Raw genomic sequence first — 20,370 nt, forward strand, 5'->3', positions numbered from 1 at the left:
GTCGCCGACACGATGAAAGGTCCGCATGTCACAGGTGTCTAATGTCTGAGCCAGTCATCGCTGTGGTGGGTGCCGGAGCCGTGGGAGGTCTCATCGGCATCCTCCTGCACCGCAGCGGGATCGAGGTCGTCGCCGTCGCTCGTCCGGAGACGGCCCGGCAGATCAATTCCGACGGCCTCACCCTGCACAGCCCACATTTCGGCGACCAGCTCGGCCGGCTCACGGCGGTGACCGAGATTCCCGACGGCGCCCGCGTGATCGTGGCCACCAAGGCTTATGCCCTCCCCGGTATCGTCGACGCCCTCCGGCGAGCGCAGCCCGCAGAGGTCGTATCCCTGCTCAACGGTATCGAGCACATGGACGTTCTGCGGCGGGCCGCCCCCGATGCCCGTGTCGCCGGTGCCACGATCGCCGTCGAAAGCACTCGGCTGAGCCCCACGGTCATCGACCACCGCAGCCCGTTCCTGCGGCTCACCGTTCCGGCCGAGGCGGAGAGCACCGGAGTCGTCACGGCCTGGAACAGTGCCGGACTCGACGTCACCGTGGGCGGAACCGAGGCGGAGGTGCTCTGGAGCAAGCTGCGGTTCCTGGCTCCGATGGCACTGCTCACGTCCTACTGTCGCCTACCCATCGGCGCCGCCCGGGAACTCGACCCTGCCCTCACCACCGCGGTGCTGGCCGAGGTCGCGCAGATCGCCACCCGAGATGGTGTGCCCTCGGACCCCGATCAGCTCGCCCGGGCGATCCACGCACTCCCTGCGGGCATGCGATCCTCGTTGCAGAACGACCTGGATGCCGGGGCAGAGACTGAACTCGACGCCATCGGCGGTGCCCTCCTGCGCCGCGCCCGCCATCACGGTGTCGCCGCCCCGCGGGTGCAGGAACTCCTCGACGATCTCGGGTCACGCGCGGCGCCTGCCTGAGTCTCTCCTGATCGTGCCCCGTGAGTCGGCCGACGATACTCATCGGGTGCTCTGAAACCTCGTTCAGAACGCCGACTCCGGGTCCCCGACCGCGCACGGCGGGTGCACAGTTGATCCGGAGGACATTCGTGAGCACATTCCTGAACACCAGCATCGTCGGTGGCCCGCTACTTTTCGCCCTGTACGGGGTGGCGGCTGCAAGCCTGATCGTGCTGGTTTCCCGTCGTCTGCCGACCCGGCTCGCGCTGATCGGCGTCGGCCTGGTCATCGGCGGTGCCGCGACAGGCTGGACGCTCAGCTGGCTGGTGAGTGACGTCTGGGACCTCTTCGGAGTGTCCCTGAGCACGACCACGCGATTCTGGGCGACCGGGTTCTTCGCCGCTCTCGCACTGATCGTGTTCGCCCTCGTCACCTCGAGGCGATGGCGTCGCGTGGTCGCCATTGTCGCGATCCCGCTGCTACTGCTCTCCACCGCGGCGGGTGTCAATGCCGATTTCGGGCAGTTCACCACGGTGCGCACGGCACTCGGCCTACCCACCTACGACTCGCTCTCCGCGGCCACAGCCGGGTCGTCGACCGCGACCGGCGTGGTCGGCACCGTGACCATTCCGGCCACCAGCTCGGGTTTCGCCGCCCGGGCCGCGCTGGTCTACCTGCCCCCCGCCGCGCGCGTGGCCAACCCGCCGGCCCTTCCGGTCGTGGAGATGCTCTCGGGCCAGCCCGGCAGTCCCGCCGACGTCTTCACGGCTGGCCACCTGGCCACCATCCTCAACGGCTACGCGGCTGAGCACGGTGGGGTAGCGCCCATCGTGGTCGTGCCCGACCAGCTCGGTGCCCCGACCAGAACCCCATGTGCGTCGACTCCGCCCTCGGCAACTCGGCCTCCTACCTCACCGCGGACGTTCCCGACTGGATCCGGGCCCACCTCCACGTCGCCGCCGGCCCCGCAGGGTGGGCCATCGCCGGATTCTCCCAGGGCGGAACCTGTTCCATGCAACTGGGCGCCGCGCATCCGGAGCTTTACGGAACCATTCTCGACATCTCAGGGGAACTGGCCCCGCAGAAGGGCAGCGTCGCCCAGACCATCGCCTCGGGCTTCGCCGGTGACGCCGCCGCCTACGCGGCGGCGGCTCCCGTCGCCGTGCTGGGCGCGCACGCACCCTACGAGAACCTCACGGTGATCGTTGCCGTAGGCGGTGACGACACCCGATACCTGCCGTGGTCCCAGACTGTGGTCGACGCTGCGGGCAAGGCCGGTGCGCACACCCACCTCATCGTGTCGCCGGGCACCGCACACGACTGGCACACCGTGCAGTACGCGTGGACGCAGGCCCTGCCGGTGCTCGCTGAGAGCACCGGATTGACCGGCCTGTCGTGAGCACTCCGACCCTGTCCGGCGCACTGGCGCCGGTCACGCCGCCGCCGGTCACCCCGCCCTCGGCCCTGAGACAGCGGATGCGCCGCCTCGCCGCCCGTGCCGCGCGCACGCCGTTCTCCCTCAGCGTTGCAACCGTGCTCCTCGTCACCGCGCTGGCGACGGGTCTGCTCAGGGGCCCGTCGTATGCCCTGCGACTACTGCTCGGCACCGGATATCACTCCGCGATCGGGCTGGGGCACTGGTGGACTCCGATCACCTCGGTGTTCCTCGTGGACAACATCGCCGAGCTCATCCTGGCGATCCTCGGCGCGGTTCTCGTGCTCGGAGCGGCCGAGCGCCTGCTCGGCACCGGCCGCACCATCCTGGCGTTCCTGGCCACGGCGGTGATCGGCACCGGCCTCGGGCTGGTGTTGCAGGACTTCGGAGTCGCCGGCGGCGAGATGTGGTCCCGCGGTGTGCGCGAGCTGTGGGCGCTCGACCCGTTCACCCCGATCCTGGGCTCCATCATGGCCGCGAGCGGATTCGCCGGGGCGCTCTGGCGCCGACGTATCCGCGTGCTCACTCTCGCTGCGGCGCTCGTCCTGCTGCTCTACTCCGGGCAGCCGAGCGATCTGTACCGGCTGCTGGCCGTGCTCACCGGGCTGCTACTGGGAATCGCGCTACGGCCGGTGCGACGTGAGGCGGCCTGGCGGCGTAGCTCCGACCATGAGACGCGCACCCTGTTCGGTGCCATCGTGGCCGTGCTCGCCGTCGGGCCCGTGGTCACGGTGGTGTCCGGCGGCCGGTTCGGGATCCTCGCGCCGCTCGGGCTGCTGCTCACCCAGGAGGTGCCCTCGGCCGGGGACGTGGTCGACCGCTGCCTGCTCGGGAACATCACCCGGCAGTGTGTGCACGAGCTGACTCTGGAGCGGATCGGCGGCGTCGGCCCGGTTCTTGTGAGCCTGCTGCCGCTCATCGTGCTGCTGATAGCAGCGTACGGTCTCACCCGGGGCCGCCGGTTCGCCGCGGGGCTGGCCATCGTGGTCAATGTGGGGATGGCCGCGCTCGGCGCCTGGTACTACGGTCTGCTCCCGGTTTTCGGCGAGCCCTATTCGTTCCAGTGGCGGTCCGGCCAGTACTGGGAGGTCGCGTTGGTGCTGATCGTGTCGGTGCTGGTGCCCGCGGCCACCGCGGTCTGGATCGCCCTGTCCTTGCGGCACTTCCCGGTGCGCACCCGCCCCGGCTACCTGCGACGGTTCGCCGTGCTCACAACGGGAGGATTACTGGCCCTCTCCGTCGTGTACGTGAGTGTGGGCTGGATTCTGCGCGATCACTTCCGGCCCGCCGTCACCCTGGCGGACCTCGTCGCCGACCTGCCCGAACGCTTCATCCCGGTCGGGTTCCTGCGACTAGAGCGTCTGTCCTTCCTGCCGGGGGACCCCCTGTCCTCGGTGTTCTACGACTGGGTCGGCCCGATTTTCTGGTTGCTCGTCATCGGCGGCGCCATCCTCGCCCTCCGTACGGGTGCGGTCGGCGCCCCGCCAGAGGACCAGGTGCGCCTGCGCGCTCTGCTGCATGCCGGCGGCGGCGGTTCGCTCGCCCACATGGCCACCTGGGAGGGGTCCTCCCTGTGGTTCTCCGCGGCGGAGTCCACGCCGGCCGTGCCCGTGGCCATCGCGTACCGGGTTGTGAACGGTGTGGCCATCACGGTCGCCGAACCCATCGGCGTGGACCCCGCCGATGACCTGCCGCGCGCGTCGGCGGTGGTGGCCGCCTTCGCCCGTATGTGCGACGACCACGGCTGGGTGCCGGTGTTCTACTCCCTGCGCGACCGGTGGCGGCCGGTGTTCGACGAGATGGGCTGGCAGGCCATGGAGGTGGGGGAGGAGACCGTGCTGCGCCCACACAACTGGGCCACAACCGGCAAGAAATGGCAGGACATCCGTTCCTCCGTCAACCGGGCCCAGAAGCTCGGGGTGCGCGCGGTCTGGACCACCTACCGCTCCCTGTCCCTGCGGCAGGCCGCGCAGATCGCGGAAATCTCCGAACAGTGGGTGCAGGAGAAGGGCCTGCCCGAACTCGGGTTCACACTCGGCGGACTCGACGAACTGCGCGACCCCGACGTGCGGCTGATGCTCGCCATCGACTCGGACGACCGCATCCTGGCCGTCACGAGCTGGCTGCCCACCTACCGGGGTGGCGAGGTGATCGGCTGGACCCTCGACTTCATGCGGCGGGGTTCGGACACCATGAACGGCGTCATGGAATTCCTGATCAGCGAGACGGCGTCGCTGCTCAAGGACCGCGAGGAGGTTGAATTCCTGAGCCTGTCCGCGGCACCGCTTGCGACCACAGGCGCGGCCAGGCCCGACGACGAGACCGGCAGCCTGGCCGTGCGGATGCTCGACTTCCTCGGTCGTACGCTGGAGCCCGTGTACGGGTTCCGGTCGCTGTTCGCGTTCAAGCGCAAGTTCCAGCCCGAGTTCCACCCGCTCTTCATGGCCTACCCCGACCCGGTGGCGCTGCCGGCAATCGGCGTCGCCCTCGCCCGCGCCTACCTGCCCACCCTCACCCTGCGGGAGGCCGCTGCCTTCGTCCGCAGCCTCGGCTGACCTCGCCCGCTCGCGTACATCGCTCGGATGATACTGGGCACGCGCGGGGATGAACTGCCCGGCATCAGGCGCCGGGACACGACCCGAGCCGTACGCTGGGAGGATGTCGGATCTGGGGCTCTTCACGCGCACGGGGCGCTCCCGGTGGGCACTGGAGCCGTCCCTGGGTCTCGGCATCCTCCTGATCTGGGGCGGCCTGTCGCTGTCCGCCGGTGTCATCGGCCAGCTTGTGAGCGTCGTGCTCTTCGCCGGCGCCGTGGCCGCCTCGCGCCTGTTCCCGGCGGTGGCGCTGGTCGCGGGGGCGGCCGCCACGATCGCCGGCGTCGCCGGCACCCGTGACGATCCGACCTGGTTGGTGCTGCTGTTGATCAGCGGGTGCATCGTCACCTGGGGCGCGTGCCTGTACGGCCAGCCCGCCCTCCGCTTCGTCGCCCTGACAGCCGGCCTTCTGGCGGGCGCCCTGATCACGGTGCTCCTGACTGTCGGCGGCTTGATCAGCAGCGCAGAGGGCGTCGAGGGTTTCCTGCGCTTCTTCCTCGAGCTGGGCTTCCGCCTCACCGAGGGTTTTCTGGCCACGGCGGTACTGGCCGGTGGATGGGTGCTCAGCCTGGTGCTGCGCCGCCGAGCCGATGGCCGCGCCGAGGGTCATGAGACCGGAAGGTCCCCAGTGTCCGGCAGCGCCGCGCAACCGGCGGCCGGGCCTGCGGAGACCTGGTTCATGCAGCCGGCCCCGACGGAATGGCTCACCGGTCCCGCTCTGGTCCTCGGCCGCCAGGGATTCCGGCCGGTGGCCAGGCGCACCCTCATAATCGACGCGGGGATCGCCGTCGCCTTCATCTTCTTCGGCCTGCTCATCGATGCGGGCGGCGGTGTGCTGTCCTTGGTGGTCCTGGCCGGGTTCGCCGCCGCGCTCACCGTACGACGGCTGTCTCCTGCGCTGGCCCTCGCCATCGCCTGGGTCACCGCGATCACTCAGATGCTGGGCGGGCTGCCCGTTCTCACCAGCAACGTCGCCGTCCTCGCTGTGCTCTACGTCACGGCCGCCTACGCCGACAGGGTCGTGCGCTGGGCAGGTCTGATCTCGGTGGGGGTGGGCGCCCTGCTCGCCGCCGGATACATCAGCCTGCTCCAGCGCGGGGTGACGTCGATCGCCGAAGCCAACGCCCAGGGTGATCTGGGCGCGTTGATCTGGTCCATGGTGGCCACCTTCGTCGCCAGCCTGGCCGTGCTCGGCCTGTCCTGGACCCTGGGTCTCCTGATGCGCACCTGGCAGACCGCCAGGGAGAGCCGCGTCACGCAGTACCGCGCCGTCGAGGAGCAGCGCGTGGCCCAGCGCAGCGTCGTCGTCGAACAGGAACGCAACCGCATCGCCAGGGACATGCACGACGTGGTCGCCCACTCCCTGGCCGTGGTGATCGCTCAGGCCGACGGCGCCCGGTATGCCCGTGCGCAGAACCCTGAGGCCGTCGACGAGGCGCTCAGCACCATCTCGACCACGGCCAGGGAGGCCCTGGGCGACGTCCGCATCCTGCTCACCCGTCTGCGCCAGGACGACGCGGCCGGACCCCAGCCCGTGCTGGCCGATCTCGACCGCCTGGTCGCGCAGATGCAGAGCACCGGCCTCGACATCGAGTGGACGACGACCGGCACCCCCACCACCCTCGGGTCCGGCGCGCAACTGGCGGTGTACCGCATCGTGCAGGAGGCCCTCACCAACGCCCTCCGCCACGGAGATGCTGGCCGGGCGGTATATTTGAGCCTCGCGTGGACGGACGGATGGGTCGCGGTGACGATTGACAATGCGGTGGGCGTGACGGATGCGGCCGGGCGTGCCGGCGAGATCGGCCACGGCCTTCCCGGCATGCGCGAGCGTGCGCTCCTTGCCGGCGGTTCCCTCGCCGCGGAGTCCATTGGGGGCCGGTTCATCGTGGCCGCCCGTCTCCCGGCCATCACCACCAACGCCCTGGTGAAGCCGGCGGCCACGCTCCTGGCAGACCAGCCCGCGGACGCGACCAAGCCCGGAGCCCTCCAATGAGCGAGGTGGCCCCTGTCGACGCCCCGCGCATCCGCGTGGCCCTGGTCGACGACCAGGCACTGTTCCGGGCGGGGATCCGCATGCTGGTGTCCTCGCAGGCCGACCTGGAGTTCGTCGGTGAGGCCGGCAACGGCGCCGCCGGCGTCACCATGGCCGCGGCCGTCCACCCCGACGTGATGCTGATGGACATCCGGATGCCCGTGATGGACGGCATCGACGCCACCACGGCGATCCTCGCGGCGGCCGAGTCTGCCGGAACCACGCCGCCGCGCATCGTGGTGCTCACCACCTTCGAGCTCGACGAGAGCGCGGGCCGCGCCATCCGGGGCGGAGCCAGCGGCTTCCTACTCAAGGACGCCGATCCCGAATTCCTGCTGGCCGCCATCCGCACCGTGCACGCCGGCAGCGCCGTCATCGCCGCCTCGGCCACACGCGAACTCTTCGCCCACTTCGACGCGCCGGAGCCCGAACGCGAGGAGCCGGAGGCATTCCGCACCCTCACCAGCCGGGAACGCGATATCTTCGCCCTCGCCGCACTAGGCCTGAGTAACGCCGAGATCGCGGCGGGGGAGTTCCTCAGCGAAGCCACCGTCAAGACCCACATCAGCCGGATCCTCGGCAAGCTCTCCCTGCGCGACCGGGTGCAGCTGGTGGTCTTCGCCTTCCAGCACCGCCTCACCTCCTAACGGCTGGGCACGCCCAGAGGATGACCCGGCGCGGCCGGGGATCATCCGTGCGGCGGCTTCGATACCTCCCCAGCCCGACGCGGCCGCACCGTTCCGATTCCTAGCCTGACAGCATGGAAACCACACCTTCAGACCTGGGCCTCGCGGCCAGAGTGACCCACCTCGGCAAGACCTACGGCTCGTCCACCACGGCGGTGACGGCACTCGACGACGTGTCGATCGGAATCCGCCGCGGCCAGTTCACCGCCATCATGGGCCCGAGCGGCTCGGGAAAATCGACGCTCATGCACATCATGGCAGGGCTGGACACGGCCACATCCGGACAGGCCTGGCTCGGGGACACCGAGATCAGCGGCCTCGGTGACGCGGCGCTCACCGTCTTGCGCCGGCGCCGGATCGGATTCATCTTCCAGGCGTTCAACCTCGTTCCCACCCTCGACGTGCGCGGCAACATCCTGCTGCCCTTCAGCCTGGACGGCCGGAAGCCCACGAGCGCCGAGTCCGACTGGATCGCCCAGCTGACCGAGTCCCTGGGCCTCGGCGACCGGCTCACGCACCGCCCGCACGAGCTCTCCGGCGGCCAGCAGCAGCGGGTCGCGATCGCCAGGGCCCTCGCCACCCGTCCGGAACTGGTCTTCGCCGACGAGCCCACCGGCAACCTGGACTCCCGCACGGGACGGGAGGTCCTCACCCTCCTCAAGGCAGCGAGCACCGGGTTCGGCCAGAGCATCGCCATGGTCACCCACGACCCCATTGCCGCCGGCTACGCCGACCGCATCCTGTTCCTGGCCGACGGCCGGGTCGTCGAGGACCGGGAGAAATCCTCGGCCGAGGAGATCTCCCGCATCATGCTCGGAATGGAGCAGCGCGCATGAGCGACGGCACCCGCACACGTCTTCACGAGAACGCTGGACGGGGCGCGAGCGTGCTCGTTGCCGCCCTGGCCTCTGCGTTCGGCGTGGTCCTGCTTCAGGTCACGAGTGTGATCGCCACGATAGTCAGCGCCTCGGATGCGTCAGCCGTCGGTGCTGTCCGCGCTTCCTTGGCAATCGTCGCCTTCCTGTTCATCACGATCGCCGTCTATGTGTCGTCGATTGTCACCACCAACACCGTGGCGACCATCATCGCCGGCCGCACCCGAACCATCGCGCTGATGCGGCTGATCGGGTCCAGTGCCCGCGCGCAGCGCCGGGTGGTGGCTACCGACGGTCTCACCGTTGGCGCGGTCGGCGCCGGCGCCGGCGCAGTGGCGGGCACCCTGCTCAGTTTCGCGGGACTGGGCCTCCTGGTCACCGCAGGCGTGCTGCCCGACCTGGCCTATACCCTCGTCGAGCCACTTCTCGCTCTGCCCGTTGTCGTCGTTGTGCTCTCCACCTGGGCGGCCGCGTGGGTAGGTTCTCGTCGGGTACTCGCGGTAAGCCCGATGCAAGCGATAGGCGCGGCCGAGGAACGCTCGGTCGAAGAGATCAATCGACGGCCCGCACGCACCGTCACAGCCATCGTCCTGATGATCACAGGCGTGCTCTTTCTCGCCGGTGGGGTCGTCGTGGGCCAGGTCGCCCCGGAGGGTGTGTTGCTCGGCCTGCTCGGCGGCATCCTGTCATTCAGTGGTCTCGTGCTCGGTTCGCACCTGATCATGCCGCCGATCATGGTTCTGGCCGGCCGGGCCCTGGGGAACAGCGCGCCGGCACGGCTCGCTGCGGCGAACGCGCAGCGACACCCTGAGCGCAGCGCCAGGGCCACCATCGGTCTGGTCATCGGAGTGACACTCATCAGCATGTTCGCCGTGGCCGGGTCCACGTTCGAAGTGATGATGCAGCGCACCATGGAAGACCCAGCAATCCGCGCGGCGATAAGCGAGACAGTCGCGACGACTCTCGCGGTGATCTCGGTTCTGGTCGGGTTCAGCGCCCTCATCGCCGTCGTGGGGATGGTCAACAATCTTGCGCAGAGTGTGCTCCAGCGCTCCCGGGAGATCGGACTGTTGCGCGCTCTGGGATTCACCGCCCGTCAGGTTCGCTGGATGATCCTGGCCGAGAGCGTGCAGATGGCCGCAGCAGCGGTTGTCTTCGGCCTGATTCTCGGGATCTTCTACGGTTGGGCCGCCGCACAATCGCTCTTCGGCTCGGTCACCGGAGGCGGCCTGACCGTACCGTCGGTGCCGTGGCTGTTGGTCGTGCTCTGCGCGGTCGGCACCGCGCTGCTCGCCGTCGCCGCCACGCTCGTGCCGGCCCGCCGGGCCGTCTCCGTGGCCCCGGTGACGGCACTGGCCGCCGCGTGAGCGAGGTGACCGCACGGCAAAACGGTGTTACCCTCGTGGTGTGCTGTTCGGTCTGCTCCTCCTTAGCTGCCGCGACGAGTCCTAATCTGAGGCCTCACTCGTCGCGGAGTTTGTCGTCGGCTGACCACCACTCGCGAGGAGACAACAGACCATGAAGAATAACCAAGCCGCATCCACCATGCCGGTGCACAAGTACCGCCCGTACCAGGACACATTCCGGGTCGACCTCAGCGATCGAACCTGGCCGTCCAATCGCATCACCGAAGCCCCCAGGTGGTGCGCCGTCGACCTGCGCGACGGCAACCAGGCCCTCATCGACCCGATGAGCCCCGAGCGCAAGCGCATCATGTTCGACCTGCTGGTGCGGATGGGCTACAAGGAGATCGAGGTCGGCTTCCCGTCGGCGAGCCAGACCGACTTCGACTTCGTGCGCAGCCTCATCGAGGACGGCGCGATCCCTGACGACGTCACCATCCAGGTCTTGACCCAGGCGCGGGAGCACCTGATCCGCCGCACCTACGAGTCCATCGTCGGTGCGAAGCAGGCCATCGTGCACCTGTACAACTCCACCAGCGTGCTGCAGCGCGAGGTGGTGTTCCGCGAGGACAAGCAAGGCATCATCGACCTGGCCCTGTTCGGCGCCCGCACCTGCCGCGCACTCGAGGCGACCGTGCCGGGCACGACCGTCTACTACGAGTACTCCCCGGAGAGCTTCACCGGCACCGAGCTCGAATTCGCCGTCGACATCACCAACCAGGTGATCGAGGTCTTCGAGCCCACGCCGGACCGAAAGGTCATCGTCAACCTGCCCGCCACGGTCGAGATGGCCACGCCCAACGTCTACGCCGACTCGATCGAGTGGATGAGCCGGCACCTGGCGCACCGCGAGAATGTCATCCTGTCGTTGCACCCGCACAACGACCGCGGCACCGCGATCGCAGCCGCCGAACTGGGGTACCTGGCCGGCGCCGACCGCATTGAGGGATGCTTGTTCGGTAACGGCGAGCGCACCGGCAACGTCGACCTGGTCGCCCTGGGGATCAACCTGTTCACCCAGGGCATCGACCCGCAGATCGACTTCGGCAACATCGACGAGATCAAGCGCACCGCGGAGTACTGCAACCAGCTGCCGGTTCCTGAGCGCAGCCCCTGGGCCGGCGACCTGGTCTTCACGGCGTTCAGCGGATCGCACCAGGATGCCATCAAGAAGGGCTTCGAGGCGATGGCCGTCGAGGCCGCCGAGACCGGCCGGAGCGTGGACGACCTGGTCTGGGCCGTGCCCTACCTGCCGATCGACCCCAAGGACCTGGGCCGCAGCTACGAGGCCGTCATCCGGGTCAACTCTCAGTCGGGCAAGGGCGGCGTGGCCTACCTGCTCAAGACCGATCACCACCTCGACCTGCCGCGCAAGCTGCAGATCGAGTTCTCCGGCGTAGTACAGGCCAAGACCGACGCCGACGGCGGAGAGGTCACCAGCGAACAGATCTGGGACATCTTCAACGACGAGTACCTGCCGGCCACCCACACCAACCCGGACGCCAAGTGGGGCCGGTTCGAGCTGTTCTCGACGCGCACCTCGAGCGACCTGGCCGGAGCGGTCGACCTCACGGTGGACCTGCGTGACTCGGACGCCGTGGCCAGCGCCACGGCGACGGGCAACGGCCCGATCGCGGCGTTCCTGGGCATCATGGCAGAACGTGGCATCGCCATCACGCTCTACGACTACGTCGAGCACGCCATGTCAGCCGGCGGCGACGCCACGGCCGCGTCGTATGTCGAGCTGGACGTGAACGGCAAGCGGTTCTGGGGCGTCGGCATCGATCCCGACATCTCCACCGCCTCGCTCAAGGCCGTGGTGTCCGCGGTCAACCGGGGTATCCGCGCCGAGACCGGTGACCGCGAGCTGGCGGCAGTCTAGAACGTCGAGACCAGGAAAAGCCCGGCTCCGACATGCGTCGGAGCCGGGCTTTTCTGGCCTGTTCTTCTCACACCCGCAACGCGCGGCGTGCGACCTCCGGACTCAACGGCTGCGGCATCACCAGGGGTTCGCCCTCCGGCTTGCCGAGAACTCGCGTGGTGTCGTCGATCGCCTGCGAGAGCAGGCTGTACAGCCGCTCGTCCGTGTCGGGGATGCACGCCTCGGCGATGCCCTGCACGGTGATGCGGATGATCGACTCCGCGGTGCGGTCGGTGAACCGGGTACGCGACCACGATCCCACCGACCCCATGAACTCGCGCGCCCAGCGCTCGGTCTGCGGTGCCCGTTCAAAGGCCTCCCGCACCTGGTCTGAGACGGCGTCGGAGTCGCCCTCACCCATCCGGGCCAGGTGTCGTTGGCAATTGAGGATCCCCACGGCCAAAGCCCGCTGGTGGTCGGCACTGACCACCGGCAGACCGGCCGTCGCGGCCCGCAGGGCCACGACGAGGCGCACGCGGGGGTCGTCTCCGCGCAGTCCGATCACCGACGGGATCAGTGTCATCAGGCGTGACCTGGCCTCGTCCGACGTGCAGTCGTTGACCATCCGGGCCAATGACGCCAGAACCGGGTGCGTGCAGGCCGGATGGTCGCTCCACGCCTCGCCGGACAGGTGCGAAGCGAACTCCATGAAGCACGCTCCGCTACGGGGGGACTTGTGTTTGCCCCGGGACAGGACGGGCAACAGGTCGGGCACAGTGCCCTCGAATCGTTTCATGGAGTACCTCCCTGCGACGTGGTTGTGCCTCAATACTGACCCCAGATGCTGCGAAAGGCGAGGCTTAAACACAGGACGGTGAAAAATCCTCAGGAAAGGGTGAGGCGGCTCTCGGAGCCGGCCGGTCAGGGCCCGGCAGGGTCGGTGACCGGGGTCGTCTCTGTCGGGCTCGTCGTCGCCGTCACGCGTCGCCGGCGTGGCCAGGCGCGGAAGGGCGGTATCGAGCCGCGGCGGCGCCAGTGCGGCCAACTGCCGATGGCCCGCTGCTGCGGCAGGCTCCAGCCGAACCGGGCGGCGAGCACCCGGATCACGGTCGTGGCCACGACGCAGATGAGAGCGGCCACCGTGATCTGCACCTGCAGAACGACCAGCCCCACCAGCAGGCCGCAGCCCACCAGGGCCGCGACGGCGTAGAGCGAGCCGACGTGCATCACGGCGATCGGCACGTTGAGCATCATGTCGCGCAGCACCGAACCGCCCACGGCCGATACCACTCCCACAAACAGTGCGGGGATCTCCGGGAGGCCCGCCGCGAGAGCCTTGGTGGTGCCGATCACGCCGAACAGGCCGATGGTCACGGCGTCGAGGGTGATGATGAGCGGTCCAAGCCGGTTGAACAGGCTCTGCAGCGCCATGCCCAGCAGGGCGAACGCCGCAGCGACGGGCAGATACCAGTTGCTCAGGAGCGCCGCCGGCACCCCGCCGAGCAGGATGTCGCGCAGCAGGCCGCCGCCGAGCCCCACCGTGATGCCGATGATCGAGATGCCCAGCAGGTCCATCCGGCGGTCGGTGAACCGTCCGGCGAACATCGCGCCCTGGATGGCGCCGATGGCCACCGCCACGAGGTCGATCCAGAGCGGGATGGCGAAGAGCGGAGTGGGCACCGTCAATGTCTACCACGACGGGTGTCCCGGCGCTTCGCGTCGGCATCCGGCCCGGAGGGTGGGAGAATTGACCGTGCCCGTTTATCGTGATGAAGCCGTCGTGCTGCGCACCCACAAGCTGGGTGAGGCCGACCGCATCATCACGATGCTCACCCGGCAGCACGGCAAGGTGCGCGCCGTCGCCAAGGGCGTGCGCCGCACCGCCTCCAAGTTCGGCGCCAGGCTCGAGCCGTTCATGGTCGTCGACGTTCAGCTCTACGAAGGCCGCAGCCTCGACATCGTCAACCAGGCGGAGTCGATCGGCTCCTACGGCGCGGCCATCACCTCCGACTACGGCAGCTATACGGCCGCGAGCGCCATGGTCGAGACCGCGGACAAGCTCACCGAGTCTGAAGGGTCGCTGCAGCAATACCTGCTGCTGGTCGGCGCACTCCGGTCGCTGTCCCGGCGGGAACACGGCTCAGGCGCCACCCTGGACTCCTATCTGCTGCGGTCCTTGTCCATGGCCGGCTGGGCGCCGAGTTTCCAGGACTGTGCTCGCTGCGGCAAGCCGGGTCCGCACTCGGCCTTCGTCGTGCAGGTGGGCGGCGTCGTCTGCGACTCCTGCGCCGCCCCGGGTTCACCCCGACTTGACCCGGACACGATCGCCCTGCTCGCCGCCCTGCTCACCGGCGATTGGGCCCACACGGCCGCCGCCGAACCATCCACCCAGGCCCGGGCCACCGGGGTCGTCGCCGCGTACACGCAGTGGCACCTCGGCCGGGGCCTTCGATCTCTGGAGCACGTGCGCCCATGACGCCCAACCCCTTCCGTCCCGCACCGGCCACGCCGTACACGCACAAGGACGCCGTGCCGTTCAAGCCCGTGGACTGGACGGGGCTCTACCCGCCGGCCCTGCCCGCCAAGGTGGTGCCGGAGCACGTCGCCGTGGTCATGGACGGCAACGGCCGGTGGGCCAATGCCCGCGGCCTGTCCCGGGTGGAGGGCCACAAGGCTGGAGAGGCCGCCCTGCTCGACGTCGTCGCCGGCGCCATCCAGATCGGGGTCAAGCACCTCAGCGTCTACGCGTTCTCCACCGAGAACTGGAAGCGCTCCCCGGACGAGGTGCGGTTCCTGATGGGGTTCAACCGCGACGTGTTGCACCGCCGAAGGGACCAGCTCAACGACTGGGGTGTCCGGGTGCGCTGGGCCGGACGGAAGCCGAAGCTGTGGGCGTCCGTGATCAACGAACTGCAGTACGCCGAGAAGCTCACCGCGGGCAACGACGTGCTCACCCTCACCATGTGCGTCAACTACGGTGGCCGCACCGAGATCGCGGATGCCGTGCGGGTGCTGGCCGAAGACGTCGCCGCCGGCCGGCTCAAGCCGTCCGGCATCACCGAGAAGTCCATCCAGCGCCACCTGTACACGGCCGCGCTGCCCGACGTCGACCTCTTCGTGCGCAGCTCCGGCGAGCAGCGAACCAGCAATTTCATGCTCTGGCAGAGCGCCTACGCCGAGATGGTGTTCCTCGACACCCTGTGGCCGGACTTCTCCCGGGTCGACCTCTGGCACGCCATCGAGCTCTACGCCTCCCGCAACCGGCGCTACGGCGGAGCCGTCGACACGCCCACGGCCTGACCGGGAACACCGCCCGGGAATAACTGGAGGGGCCGCTCGGGTTAGCCCTCCTGTGAGCGAAACCATCAAAGTAGACATCTGGTCCGACGTGCAGTGCCCCTGGTGCTACATCGGCAAACGCAAGTTCGAGGCCGGCGTGGCCGCCTCCGGCACCGAGGTCGAGGTGGAGTACCACTCCTTCGAACTCGCGCCGGACACCCCGGTGGACTTCGCCGGGAGCCCGGTGGACTACCTCAGCGAGCGCAAGGGGATCCCCGTGCCGCAGGTCCTCGAGATGCTCGAACGGGTCACCGGCATCGCCGAGAGCGTGGGGCTGCACTACGACTACGACTCCGTGCACCAGACCAACACCGTCAAGGCCCACGAACTCCTGCACTACGCCAAGGCCCACGGCGTGCAGCTGGAGATGAAGGAAGCACTGCTCAAGGCCTACTTCGTCGACGGCGGCCATGTCGGCCGCATCGCGGACCTCGCCGACCTGGCCGTCACGGTGGGCCTTGAGCGCGCCGACGTCGTGCGTTCCCTGACCGAGAACGAGCACCTCGCCGCCGTCAAGGCCGACGTCGCCCAGGCCGCCGAGTACGGCATCAACGGGGTGCCGTTCTTCGTGATCGACGGTAAGTACGGTATCTCCGGCGCGCAGGACCCGGACACCTTCGCCCAGGCGCTGCGCCAGGTGCAGGGCGAAAAAGCAGGCTCCGCCACCACCACAGCCACCGAGGAGACCCACGCATGAGCGAGAACACCACCGGTGCCGACACCAGCACTGTCACCGAAACGCCCGCAACACCCCGCCCCATCATCCAGCTGCTCGAGCAGGACGACACGGCCGGCGGCTGCTGCGGTGACGGTTCCTGCGCCATCTAGCTGCTGCTCTTTCCACCGTCGGCCGGGCGTGGCGAACGAACACAGCCGGTCTGGGAGAATTGGACACGATGAACACTTCGACTCCCACGCAGAATCTGATGGCACCGCTTCGAATCGGTGACATCGAACTCGACGTGCCCGTGGTCCTCGCACCCATGGCCGGCATCACCAACACCGCATTCCGGCGCCTCTGCCGCGAATACGGCGCCGGTCTCTACGTCAGCGAGATGATCACCTCGCGGGCGCTCGTGGAGCGCACCACCGAGTCGATGCGCCTGATCACCCACCACGAGAGCGAGAAGACCCGCTCCATCCAGCTCTACGGCGTCGACCCGAAAACCGTGTCAGAGGCCGTCACGATGCTCGTCGCCGAGGACCGCGCAGACCACATCGACCTGAACTTCGGCTGCCCGGTCCCCAAGGTCACCCGCAAAGGCGGGGGAGCGGCGCTGCCGTGGAAGATCACCCTGTTCCGCGAAATCGTCGAGGCCGCCGTCTCGGCCGCCGGCACGATCCCGCTCACCGTCAAGATGCGCAAGGGCATCGACTCCGACCACCTCACCTACCTCGAAGCCGGCCGGGTCGCCGAGGGAGCCGGCGTCTCGGCCATCGCGCTGCACGCCCGGACCGCCGCAGACTACTACTCCGGCCATGCCGACTGGGCCGCCATCGCGACCCTCAAGAACACCATCACGAGCGTCCCCGTGCTCGGCAACGGCGACATCTGGTCCGCCGCAGACGCCCTGCGCATGGTCGACGAAACCGGTTGCGACGGCGTCGTCGTCGGTCGTGGCTGCCTGGGCCGCCCGTGGCTGTTCGGCGACCTGGCCGCGGCCTTCCGCGGCGATGTCCTCAAGGCCGAACCGACCCTCGGCCAGGTGGCGGATGCCTTCCGCCGGCACGCCGAACTGCTCACCGAGTTCTTCGAGAGCGAGGAACGCGCCTGCCGCGACATCCGCAAGCACGTCGCCTGGTACTTCAAGGGCTATCCGGTCGGCGGTGATCTGCGCGCCAGCCTCGCCTCCGTGGTGTCGCTCGAGCAGCTTGACGAGCTCCTGGCCACCATGGACCCCGACCAGCCGTACCCCGGCATCGGGGCCGAGGGACAGCGCGGCCGCGCGGGAAGCCCCAAGAAGACCTCTCTGCCCGAGCGCTGGCTCGATTCCCGCGAGATCGCGGGCGCCGAGCGCAGCAACCTGACCGAGGGCGAGGGGGACACCAGCGGTGGTTAACCAGACCGGCTACAGCGTCCACGACGAAGCCAGGTTCCGGCCGGAGGAGCACGACTCCAGCCGGAGCGACTTCGCCCGCGACCGCGCCAGGCTGCTGCACTCCAGCGCCCTGCGCCGCCTGGCCGCCAAAACTCAGGTGCTCAGCCCTGCCGCGGGACTGGACTTCGCGCGCAACCGGCTCACCCACTCGCTCGAGGTCGCCCAGATCGGCCGGGAGATCGCGCTGCGCCTGTCACTGGATCCCGACATCGTCGACACCGCCTGCCTCGCGCACGACATCGGGCATCCGCCCTTCGGACACAACGGCGAGAAGGCCCTCAACACCTGGGCGTCCGACATCGGCGGGTTCGAGGGCAACGCACAGACCCTGCGCCTGCTCAGCCGCCTCGAACCCAAGGTGTTCGGCGACCGGGGCGAGAGCTACGGCCTCAACCTCACCCGAGCCAGCCTGGACGCCAGCTGCAAGTACCCCTGGGCCGCCGACTCCTCGGTCGCGGACCCCAGCGGCCGTGCCAAGTTCGGCTTCTATGAGGACGACCGGGCCGCGTTCGACTGGTTGCGCCAGGACGCCCCCGACCGGCAGCTCTGCGTCGAGGCGCAGGTCATGGACCTCTCCGACGACATCGCCTACTCGGTGCACGACTTCGAGGATGCCGTGGTCAGCGGCTACCTCGACGTCGAACTGCTGGGCAACCGCGGCGACCACGACGCCCTGGTCACCTCCATGTACGAGTGGACCGGCGGCCAATTCAGCCACGACGAACTGCGTGCCGCCTTCGACAGGCTCGACGCCCTCGACGTGTGGCTGCACAGCTACAGCGCAGGACGCCGGGACCAGGGGCGACTGAAGAACCTCACCAGTCAGCTCATCGGCCGGTTCAGCGGCGCGGCGGTCGCGGCCACCACGGCCAGCTACCCCGACCGGCACCTGATCCGCTTCAACGCCCACGTGGTCGTCCCGCGCGAGGTGCAGGCCGAGATCGGCGTGCTCAAGGGCATCGTCGCCGCCTTCGTGATGTCCACCCATGTGCGCCAACCGATCTACGTCGAACAGCGCGAGACACTGGTCTACCTCGCCGACACCCTGTTTGCCACGGGCGACGAGCACCTCGACCCTGGCTTCCGCGAGGACTGGGCAGCGGCGTCCGACGACTCCGCCCGCAAGCGGGTCGTCGTCGACCAGGTCGCCAGCCTCACCGATCAGAGCGCCATCGCCCTGCACCGCCGGCTTCAGCTCACCCGGGAACCGGCACGAACGAGCGGTGACGTATGGCAGGGCTGATCCGTCAGGGCGACATCGAAGAAGTCAAGGCGCGCACCAACATCGCCGACATCGTGGGCGATTACGTCACCCTCAAGTCCGCCGGCGTGGGGTCGATGAAGGGGCTCTGCCCGTTCCACGACGAGCGCAGCCCGAGCTTCCACGTGCGCCCGCAGGTGGGTTTCTACCACTGCTTCGGCTGCGGTGAGAGCGGTGACGTCTACTCGTTCCTGCAGAAGATGGACCACGTCAGCTTCAGCGAGGCCGTCGAACGCCTGGCCGCACGGGTGGGCATCGAATTGCACTACGAGGGCGGTGAGGGCGGGGCCCCCGACCACACCAACCGGGCGCGCCTGTACGCGGCCAACCAGGCGGCCGCCGACTTCTTCGTCGACAGGCTGGGCAGCGCGGGCGCCCAGGTCGGCCGCACTTTCCTCGGCGAGCGCGGCTTCGACGCCCAGGCCGCCGCCCGGTTCGGCATCGGGTTCGCCCCGCAGAGCTGGGACGAACTGACCAACCACCTCCGCGGTCGGGGCTTCTCCACCGAAGAACTCACGCTCGCCGGCCTCGTCTCGAGCCGGGAGGGATCCTCGGGCGTCTATGACAGGTTCCGCGGCCGGCTGGTCTGGCCGATCCGCGACATCACCGGGCAGACGATCGGCTTCGGGGCGCGCAAGCTGCTCGACGACGACAAGGGCCCGAAGTACCTCAACACCCCCGAGACCCCGATCTACCACAAGGCCCAAGTGCTCTACGGGCTGGACCTGGCCAAGCGGGACATCTCCCGCGGCCACCAGGTCGTCGTCGTCGAGGGCTACACCGACGTGATGGCCTGCCACCTGGCCGGCGTGACCACGGCCGTGGCGACCTGCGGCACCTCCTTCGGCGTCGACCACATCAAGGTGCTGCGCCGGGTGCTCGGCGACGACAGCGGCGTCGGCGAGGTCGTCTTCACGTTCGACCCGGATGCCGCCGGCCAGAAGGCCGCCATGCGGGCCTTCGCCGAGGAACAACGCTTCTCCGCCCAGACCTTCGTCGCCGTCGCCCCGGAAGGGCTCGACCCCTGCGACCTCCGCCTGCACCGCGGTGACGACGCCGTGCGCCGGCTCATCGACGCCAAGAAGCCGATGTTCGAATTCATGATCCGGCAGCTGCTCGGCCAGTACAACCTCGACACCGTCGAGGGCCGGGTCTCCGCGCTGCGGGCGGCCGCCCCCATCGTCAGCGACATCCGCGATCCCTCCCTGCGCCCCGGTTACACGCACGAACTGTCCCGGATGCTCGGCATGGACCTCGGTGAGGTGTCCCGCGCCGTCACCCAGGCCCAGTCCCGCTCCCGCACCGCTCCGCCCGAGGCGCCCCGGCGCTCCGGCGAGCCGACCCCCGCTCCGCGCGAGCGCCTGTTCTCCCTCGCCGACCTCCCCGCAGACCCGGTCACCCGCATCGAACGCGACGCCCTCATGGCGATGCTGCAGCATCCCACCCTGGTGGGCCTCGAGCTGGTGCAGCGGGCCGTTCTGACCGGCATGACCAACTCCACCCTGGCGGTCGTGCGCGACGCACTGGCCGCCGCCCTCCCGCACGCCGCCGCACCGGACTGGCTCGACCGCGTGGTGGGGGAGACCCCGGCCCCGATGGCGAACCTGGTGACCGAGCTGGCCATGGCGCCGCTGCCGGAACGCACCGAACGCGAGGTCACCCGGTACGTCCGCGACATCACCATCGTGCTGATCGAAAAGGACCTGCTGCGCCAGAAGGCCGAGCTCCTGGGCCGGCTGCAGCGCGCGGATGCCACCGACCGCGAGGTCTACGTCGCCATCCAACGTGAGCTCGTGCGGGTCGAAGCCGAACGGCGCAATCTCCGGGTCGAGTGACCTGAGGGCGGGTGCGCCGAATATTGCGGGTCTATTAAGATGCTC

17 protein-coding genes are annotated in these 20,370 nt (G+C 69.1%); 15 read left to right on the forward strand and 2 right to left on the reverse strand.

Annotated elements, in window-relative coordinates:
- Positions 1 to 41: 41 nt before the first annotated feature.
- The 8 genes from KY500_RS06375 to leuA all read left to right on the forward strand — a co-directional run bounded on the left by KY500_RS06375 (position 42) and on the right by leuA (position 11,812).
- Complete coding sequence (locus tag KY500_RS06375) at positions 42 to 923, forward strand: ketopantoate reductase family protein (protein WP_219902803.1); 882 nt, start codon at positions 42 to 44, stop codon at positions 921 to 923.
- An 850-nt stretch (positions 924 to 1,773) separates the two neighbouring features.
- Positions 1,774 to 2,301, forward strand: coding sequence for an esterase family protein (locus KY500_RS06380; protein ID WP_219902804.1), 528 nt, complete (start codon positions 1,774 to 1,776; stop codon positions 2,299 to 2,301).
- On the forward strand, positions 2,298 to 4,892 hold the full coding sequence (locus KY500_RS06385) for a bifunctional lysylphosphatidylglycerol flippase/synthetase MprF (RefSeq protein ID WP_255579847.1): 2,595 nt from the start codon (positions 2,298 to 2,300) through the stop codon (positions 4,890 to 4,892). Before KY500_RS06380 ends, KY500_RS06385 begins: the two co-directional genes overlap by 4 nt.
- 103 nt (positions 4,893 to 4,995) lie before the next feature.
- Positions 4,996 to 6,927, forward strand: a complete 1,932-nt coding sequence (locus KY500_RS06390) for a sensor histidine kinase (RefSeq protein ID WP_255579848.1) — start codon at positions 4,996 to 4,998, stop codon at positions 6,925 to 6,927.
- Entirely contained in the window at positions 6,924 to 7,613 is a 690-nt protein-coding gene (locus tag KY500_RS06395; RefSeq protein WP_219902805.1) for a response regulator transcription factor, read from the forward strand. Before KY500_RS06390 ends, KY500_RS06395 begins: the two co-directional genes overlap by 4 nt.
- Before the next feature lie 113 nt (positions 7,614 to 7,726).
- Positions 7,727 to 8,488, forward strand: coding sequence for an ABC transporter ATP-binding protein (locus KY500_RS06400; protein WP_219902806.1), 762 nt, complete (start codon positions 7,727 to 7,729; stop codon positions 8,486 to 8,488).
- On the forward strand, positions 8,485 to 9,894 hold the full coding sequence (locus KY500_RS06405; protein WP_219902807.1) for an ABC transporter permease: 1,410 nt from the start codon (positions 8,485 to 8,487) through the stop codon (positions 9,892 to 9,894). The genes KY500_RS06400 and KY500_RS06405 overlap by 4 nt, the downstream gene beginning before the upstream one ends.
- 151 nt (positions 9,895 to 10,045) lie before the next feature.
- Positions 10,046 to 11,812 (forward strand): 2-isopropylmalate synthase, encoded by a 1,767-nt coding sequence (gene leuA, locus KY500_RS06410; RefSeq protein ID WP_219902808.1) that lies wholly within the window; start codon positions 10,046 to 10,048, stop codon positions 11,810 to 11,812.
- Positions 11,813 to 11,879: 67 nt separating this feature from the next.
- Here the strand turns inward: leuA and KY500_RS06415 are convergent, their stop codons facing one another.
- Together KY500_RS06415 and KY500_RS06420 are read right to left on the reverse strand one after the other, a co-directional pair.
- Positions 11,880 to 12,587, reverse strand: a complete 708-nt coding sequence (locus KY500_RS06415) for a hypothetical protein (protein WP_219902809.1) — start codon at positions 12,585 to 12,587, stop codon at positions 11,880 to 11,882.
- Between the two features lie 125 nt (positions 12,588 to 12,712).
- Positions 12,713 to 13,471: a trimeric intracellular cation channel family protein gene (locus KY500_RS06420; RefSeq protein ID WP_219902810.1), complete on the reverse strand. Its 759-nt coding sequence runs from the start codon at positions 13,469 to 13,471 to the stop codon at positions 12,713 to 12,715.
- Positions 13,472 to 13,544: 73 nt separating this feature from the next.
- On the opposite strand from KY500_RS06420, the gene recO reads away from it, so the two are divergent.
- From recO to dnaG, 7 genes are all read left to right on the forward strand, one after another.
- A complete protein-coding gene (gene recO, locus KY500_RS06425) occupies positions 13,545 to 14,267 on the forward strand; it encodes a DNA repair protein RecO (protein ID WP_219902811.1) in 723 nt (240 codons plus the stop codon).
- Positions 14,264 to 15,091, forward strand: a complete 828-nt coding sequence (locus tag KY500_RS06430; RefSeq protein ID WP_219902812.1) for an isoprenyl transferase — start codon at positions 14,264 to 14,266, stop codon at positions 15,089 to 15,091. The genes recO and KY500_RS06430 overlap by 4 nt, the downstream gene beginning before the upstream one ends.
- A gap of 52 nt (positions 15,092 to 15,143) precedes the next feature.
- On the forward strand, positions 15,144 to 15,827 hold the full coding sequence (locus tag KY500_RS06435; protein ID WP_219902813.1) for a DsbA family protein: 684 nt from the start codon (positions 15,144 to 15,146) through the stop codon (positions 15,825 to 15,827).
- On the forward strand, positions 15,824 to 15,958 hold the full coding sequence (locus KY500_RS19200) for a hypothetical protein (protein WP_255579849.1): 135 nt from the start codon (positions 15,824 to 15,826) through the stop codon (positions 15,956 to 15,958). The genes KY500_RS06435 and KY500_RS19200 overlap by 4 nt, the downstream gene beginning before the upstream one ends.
- Positions 15,959 to 16,026: 68 nt before the next feature.
- Positions 16,027 to 17,190, forward strand: a complete 1,164-nt coding sequence (gene dusB / locus KY500_RS06440) for a tRNA dihydrouridine synthase DusB (RefSeq protein ID WP_219902814.1) — start codon at positions 16,027 to 16,029, stop codon at positions 17,188 to 17,190.
- Positions 17,183 to 18,472 carry a deoxyguanosinetriphosphate triphosphohydrolase gene (locus tag KY500_RS06445; RefSeq protein WP_219902815.1) on the forward strand — a complete coding sequence of 430 codons (1,290 nt, stop codon included), beginning with the start codon at positions 17,183 to 17,185 and terminating at the stop codon, positions 18,470 to 18,472. Before dusB ends, KY500_RS06445 begins: the two co-directional genes overlap by 8 nt.
- Positions 18,460 to 20,325, forward strand: coding sequence for a DNA primase (gene dnaG / locus KY500_RS06450; protein WP_219902816.1), 1,866 nt, complete (start codon positions 18,460 to 18,462; stop codon positions 20,323 to 20,325). Before KY500_RS06445 ends, dnaG begins: the two co-directional genes overlap by 13 nt.
- The last annotated feature ends 45 nt before the right edge of the window (positions 20,326 to 20,370 follow it).

This window comes from Cryobacterium sp. PAMC25264 (genome assembly GCF_019443325.1).
Lineage (GTDB): Bacteria > Actinomycetota > Actinomycetes > Actinomycetales > Microbacteriaceae > Cryobacterium.